Origin of the sequence: Brachybacterium alimentarium (assembly GCF_002332425.1) — a bacterium.
In the GTDB taxonomy this organism is placed as follows: domain Bacteria; phylum Actinomycetota; class Actinomycetes; order Actinomycetales; family Dermabacteraceae; genus Brachybacterium; species Brachybacterium alimentarium.
Window position 1 is genome coordinate 1 of the sequence record NZ_NRGS01000067.1, and the last position, 5619, is coordinate 5619.

The 5619-nt window shown below is 63.5% G+C and carries 8 protein-coding genes and 1 riboswitch; of the genes, 1 reads left to right on the forward strand and 7 read right to left on the reverse strand.

The window, feature by feature from the left end:
* Positions 1-177 precede the first annotated feature (177 nt).
* The 6 genes from CIK71_RS17365 to CIK71_RS17390 form a co-directional block, all read right to left on the reverse strand.
* The gene (locus CIK71_RS17365) at positions 178-648 is read right to left on the reverse strand and encodes an NUDIX hydrolase (protein WP_096166920.1); all 471 of its coding nucleotides are present in this window, start codon (positions 646-648) and stop codon (positions 178-180) included.
* The gene (locus CIK71_RS17370) at positions 649-1404 is read right to left on the reverse strand and encodes a class I SAM-dependent methyltransferase (protein WP_081610377.1); all 756 of its coding nucleotides are present in this window, start codon (positions 1402-1404) and stop codon (positions 649-651) included. It lies immediately after the preceding gene.
* Positions 1401-2408 carry a thymidylate synthase gene (locus CIK71_RS17375; protein WP_096166921.1) on the reverse strand — a complete coding sequence of 336 codons (1008 nt, stop codon included), beginning with the start codon at positions 2406-2408 and terminating at the stop codon, positions 1401-1403. The genes CIK71_RS17370 and CIK71_RS17375 overlap by 4 nt, the downstream gene beginning before the upstream one ends.
* The gene (locus CIK71_RS17380) at positions 2398-2874 is read right to left on the reverse strand and encodes a nucleoside 2-deoxyribosyltransferase (RefSeq protein ID WP_141393761.1); all 477 of its coding nucleotides are present in this window, start codon (positions 2872-2874) and stop codon (positions 2398-2400) included. The genes CIK71_RS17375 and CIK71_RS17380 overlap by 11 nt, the downstream gene beginning before the upstream one ends.
* A 66-nt stretch (positions 2875-2940) precedes the next feature.
* Positions 2941-3750 carry a bifunctional hydroxymethylpyrimidine kinase/phosphomethylpyrimidine kinase gene (thiD, locus tag CIK71_RS17385; RefSeq protein WP_018022528.1) on the reverse strand — a complete coding sequence of 270 codons (810 nt, stop codon included), beginning with the start codon at positions 3748-3750 and terminating at the stop codon, positions 2941-2943.
* Positions 3747-4220 (reverse strand): NUDIX hydrolase, encoded by a 474-nt coding sequence (locus CIK71_RS17390; protein ID WP_018022527.1) that lies wholly within the window; start codon positions 4218-4220, stop codon positions 3747-3749. Before CIK71_RS17390 ends, thiD begins: the two co-directional genes overlap by 4 nt.
* Positions 4221-4254: 34 nt before the next feature.
* Positions 4255-4371: riboswitch (TPP riboswitch) on the reverse strand.
* Positions 4372-4576: 205 nt separating this feature from the next.
* Here CIK71_RS17390 and CIK71_RS17395 point away from each other — a divergent pair.
* The gene (locus CIK71_RS17395; protein WP_018022526.1) at positions 4577-4780 is read left to right on the forward strand and encodes a hypothetical protein; all 204 of its coding nucleotides are present in this window, start codon (positions 4577-4579) and stop codon (positions 4778-4780) included.
* A gap of 92 nt (positions 4781-4872) precedes the next feature.
* Here CIK71_RS17395 and CIK71_RS17840 read toward each other — a convergent pair whose 3' ends face one another.
* On the reverse strand, positions 4873-5028 hold the full coding sequence (locus CIK71_RS17840; RefSeq protein WP_158542097.1) for a hypothetical protein: 156 nt from the start codon (positions 5026-5028) through the stop codon (positions 4873-4875).
* Positions 5029-5619 lie beyond the last annotated feature (591 nt).

The window sequence follows — 5619 nt, forward strand, 5'->3', positions numbered from 1 at the left end:
TTCGACGCCTTGACATCGCCGGTGTCATCTCAGCCGACCACGTCCCGTGCTCGAAAGCTGGAACGGGCGGCGCCCCGTGTCACGCCACCATCACATCACGGAAACCACACTCTCCACAAGCTTCGGACGGCCTGATTCTTCGTTACTGGAATCGCTGTCACAGAACACCTGATATCACTACGTGCTATCCGGCAAATGGGCATTCTGGCTTCTTGAGTGTTCCTGTTGCTTGCGTTCCAGCTCGAGCGCGATTTGGGCGATAGCGCGGACGTTGAATGTTTCCGCGACCGGTATCGCAGCCATTTCCTCGAGGGTGAACCATGCCGCTTCGAGTGCGTCATCGTCCGGGACCGGTTCCCCTCGTTCCCATCGGCAGAGCACTGCGATCAGGACGTAATGCAGATTGTGGTCGGCATCGATGACGTCGACAGCATCGAAGACATCACCGGGTGTGGCGAGGACTCCTGTTTCCTCGGCGAGTTCGCGCGCGCTCGCGGCGGTCAGGGTCTCGCCGGGTTCGATCTTGCCCCCGGGGAATGCCCAGCGCTCGGCGTCGGGCATGTGGGCACGCCGGATAAGGAGTACACGTCCTTTTCGGACCACTGCCGCCAGCGTCGCCGGCTTCGGGTAGGAAGCGTCGCGCGTCATCTACCCCGCCCCGATCGTCGACTCGGAGTGGTCTTGGAGGTGGGCTGTGATCTGCATGAACGGTGGATGGTCGATAGGTGCCTGGGAGCCGACGTCCTCTACGGTTTGTGCTCCGCGGTCGGTGACCTTGTCGACTGTGAAGCCGGCCTCGGTCAGCACCGCCTCGTAGGTGCTGATGAACCAGTGCCGGTCGACAAGCTCGAGGATCCCGGTGCCGGGGATCTGCAAGCTGACCTTGCGTTCGTCTCCGTCACGGTAGCCTCTGCCGGGCTCGCCGCTGCGGAAGGTCGGGAACGGTACTCCTGTGGCCGCCGGGTTGCTATCGACGATGAAGAGTCTGCCGGTCGGTGTAAGCACTCGGGCGAGCTCGCGGGCGATCGCTCTCAGTTCCTCGCGTGTGGGCACGTTGATGAATACGAAGCAGCACACGATCGCATCGAATGTGTCATCCGGGTAGGGAACGTGGCCGCTGTCGATGGTGTGGAATCGCGCGGCCGGTTGCGGGGTCTGCGCCCGGGCGAGGGTGATCATGTCGGTGCTGATGTCGACTCCGACGACCTGTGCTGCGGCTCCGGCGTCGAGGAGGCGTCGTGAGACTTTTCCGCTGCCGCACCCATAATCGAGCACGATCCCCCCTCGGCCGCAAGCAGTTTGGAGGTCATTGACGAGCGGGGTATAAGCCAGTCGGTTTTCGACATAGTCGTCATAGGCATCGAACCCTGCTGAGACTGCCGGAGTCGTCCATGATGTCGTCACTGCTGCACCGCCCTCACACGCGCGTTTTCGATGCTGGGCCATCGGCTCACGACCAGCTCCCGGTGGAGGGGATGGAGGTCGCCGATAATCGATGGGTCGACTGGTCGTTGGTATTGGAGTTGCCGGTGGATCCAGAACAGGCGGACAATGTCGACCCACGCTTCCGGAAGATCAAGGGTCGCCAGTGCGCGGCCTGGGAGCTCGTCTGCACGGATCGACTTCTCCAGGGCGAGGACCTGGTGCACCTGGTCCAGGCTCGCCCCCGAGGGCAGCCGTGGAAGAGTGCTGGGTTCCTCCACGATCGTCTGATCATCGCCGCCGAGGAGGGTGTGCACCTTGGTGAGGTCTTTTTTGTAGATGTGGATCGAGCCGACGTTGTGGATGTACACACCCGGGGTCAGGCCCAGCATCGAGGCGAGAAATTCTTGGATGAACGTGAAGGAGAACGTGTCGTTGAGCAGTCCCATGTACGCGTCGTTGGCGCGCATGAACGCGACCATGTGCAGACGGTCCTCACGGCGCAACAGCTGGAGAGCCAGCGTGCAGGAGACGTCGATGTTGCGGCGGTAGATGTCTTCGGAGTCGTCGAAGATCTGCAGAACGGCACGCTTGCTCGCAGGGTCATCCTCGCGGAGGATGTTCACGATTCGTTCGATCGCAGTCTCGTCGCCGACGTGTCTGAGCAGTTTGGGACCATACCCGGTGCCCGGCAGGCTGAGGCCGTCGGGACTGTACCGGCTCATCGAGGGTGCGTAGGTGCGGATGAAGTCGAGGTCGTTCTTCCCTGAGAGGTACCACAGTGCTTCGGCGTAGTTGAAGATGATGTTCTGCCGACGAGACCTGGCCAAGCAGTACCGCCGGGCCGGGTTGGTCAGGCGTGCGGTGTAGCCGATGATTTCGCGTTCGTCCTGCCCGCGGGGACTGTTCTGGTATTCGAACCCGGTGTAGACCTGTCGCAGGGAATCCAGGTAGAGCGTGTGGAGGTCGGGATACTCAGGCTTCACTGACGGCTCCTGCCTGCGCGTGCTCGATCGCGGTGAGGATGCGTGGTCCGGTGGGCTGCTCGGGATCGATGGTGATCATCTGGACGTCGGCGACCGCTGAGAGGCCTCGGACGAGGAACGCGTACTCGGCTCCCTCGTCGAGGAGTAAGACGATGGGTTTGTTCCAGGCGGAGGCCCACCCGATCTCGATGTGCGTGCCCGGGGATGCCGGTGCGCCGGGGAACGCGACGAAGACGTCGCAGGCGGCGATCTCCGTGTAGTCGATGCGTGTGCATTCGCTGGGTTCCATGAACTCACGGCCCCAGTGCTCTCTGCGGTGGGCGCAGTGCACATCCCACCCCTGGGTTTCGAAGAAGTCGATGATCGAGGTGTACTTGTCGATCGCGGCGTCGCCCATCACATGGGTGTCGGCGTCGACGAGAGCTTTGAACGGGCCGGCGAGAAACATCTTTCGCGTCATCGTCACGGCTCCTTTCATGAGTCGAAGTGGTTAGCTCTACCGATCGGAACGAGGAGGGGCTGTTCTGCATCCCTACCCGCGCGGCCAGAGCTGGTGGAAGTGATGCAGGGGACCGTGACCTTGGCCGACGTCGAGGCGGTCGCTGGCAACGAGAGCGCCGTGCAGGTAGGTCTTCGCCCGTTCAACGCTTTCGGGCACGGTGTGGTCAGGCAGCAGTGCGGTGATCGCCGAGGACAAGGTGCAGCCGGTGCCGTGGTCGTTGAGGGTTTCGATCCTGGGAGAGGTGTAGGTGGAGATCCCGTCGGGGCCGGCGAGGTAGTCGACACTGACCGTCTCGTTCGTGAGATGCCCGCCTTTGAGTAGCGCCCACTGACAGCCAAGGCCACGCAGCCCGGTGGCCTGGTCCTCCATCTGCCCCAAGCGGGTGACATCTGTGGTGTCGAGGAGCACGGCGGCTTCGGGAAGGTTCGGGGTGATGATCGTGGCCAGTGGCACGAGCGTGTCTCGGATGGCTGCGACCGCATCGTCGTCCAACAGCCTGTCGCCGCTCTTGGCGACCATCACCGGATCAAGGACCACGGTCTCGGCTTCGTGGTATTGCAGGCGCTCGGCGATGACCTCGGCGATCGCGGCGTTGGCGACCATACCGATCTTTACCGCGTCGACGCGCACATCGTCGAACACTGCATCGATCTGCTCACCGACGAAAGAGGGATCAAGGGGCATGAACGAGCGCACACCGCGCGTGTTCTGTGCCACGACCGCGGTGATCGCGGCCATACCGTAGGTGCCCCTCGCTGAGAAGGCTTTGAGATCGGCGTGGATGCCCGCCCCGCCAGTGGGGTCGGTGCCTGCGATGGATAGGACGTTCTTGATCGTCATGCGTGCACTTCCTTCTGCTGCTGTGTGGCGGCGTAGCGGGCGACCTCGGCGACATCCTTGCTCAGAGTCAGGCGGGCCTCGTCGACCTCGTCGAGGGGGAACCAGCGTGCTTCGAGGGCGTCGTCGCCAGCGTGGGGTTGCCCCGAGCGCCACTGGCAGAGCACGGCGATAAGCACGTAGTGACTGTCCAACCGTCCAGTCTCGTCTCGGCTGAACGCGTCAACGGAAGTCAAAACACCGGTCGCCTGACCGATGATGCTGGTTTCTTCACCGAGTTCGCGTTCGGCGGCTTTGGTGATCGTTTCTCCGAATTCGATCTTCCCGCCCGGGAATCCCCAGAATCCTGCATCAGGAGGGTTCGCGCGACGCACCAAGAGGACATGGTCATCTTTGATGAGGACGGAAATGACCGCGACCCTCGGGCGCACCTCGACTGAGGACGTCGCGGGGCCGACAACAGAATGGGACACTGTAACCTCCTAATGGGGAGGCCAGCGAAGGAAAGAAGCCCTGCTAGACCAGTCCCTTCGCCGGCATGATCCGGATCAGGTTCTAGGGTCACCACGCTGACAACGTCCAGTGGTATCTCAGCCCCTTGACGGGACACCCCTCGGTGCAACCCGAATCTACCAGAATGCCGTCACAGATACACCCTGCGCGGATTGCCCGCTGCGGGATGCTGGTGTTGGGATCGGCTGCGCACCTATCCAGTGCTGCGACTGTGCCCGATGGAGCAAGTGCCCGTCTCACGGGTGGAGTCACTGGTCGGTGTCGGCCTTGGACGGTAGAATGGAAGGTGTCGGGCGAGCATGAAGGAGGACAGGTCATGGCGACGACGAAGGCCCTGGAACAGGCCGAGATCGACCGGCTCGAAGCGCAGGTCACTGCGAGCCAGCGGATGGCTAGCGAAGAGGAGACTGACGCCGACCGTGCCCTGGGCCGCAAGGTGCTCACTGGAGAGATGTCCGCCGATGACGCCATCGCCGTCCGGCTGGCGCAGATCGACGCGAAGCACGGCATCACCCGGTAACACGCCGCGGGCCAATGTCTCGGGCGGGGGTGGACGGTGATGCCGGATCATTACACGTATCCCGGCACCGAGGTGCTCGTCAACATCCCCGGCTACACCGACCCGGCGGCGTGGAAGGAAGCCGAGACCGCCCACGGCGCGAGATAGGTGTCCTGGATCACGAGCTGCGAGCGGCGTTGCAGCGGCGAGCACACCGCCTCGACCCCGACCCGCCGTTCGGTCCACCAGACCAGGGGCGGGGGCCACATGACCGAGGACTCGGACTATGAACACTCAACGTACCGCCACAGGCGAGCGGAACGAGAGCAGCGTGCGGGCGGCCCGGTCACGTCCGGGCGAGGAGAACGGGTCCGCAAAATGGGCGGACCCGTTGATCACGACGCAGGCCAACCTCTCAGGGCGAAACCCCTGGCACGGTGGGAGGAAATTTCCTCCCACCGTGCCAGGGGGACGCCCACGGTGCCGCCACTGTGGCGGCGCCGTACGCCTCGCGCGGGCAGGCCATGGTGGTGCCGAATCGGCACCACCATGCCATCCGCAGGTGCGAACCGTGCAGGGGCAACGGGGCCGGAAAATTTCCGGAGCCGTTCACCGGCCCCCGGCGCGGGCACGGTCCTGCAAAATTTGCGGGACCGTTGGCTTGGGCACGGGGGTGGAAAATTTTCACCCCCGTGGGCTCGAGCCGACCGTGGTGCCACCGTGGCACCACCGTCAAGAACGAGGGCAGGTCGACGGTGGTGGCAAATTGCCACAACCGTGCTGCCGGAGACGACGACAGCGGGCTGACGGTGGTGCACAATTTTCACCACCGTGACGTTCTGAACCGACCCGGGTTCTCT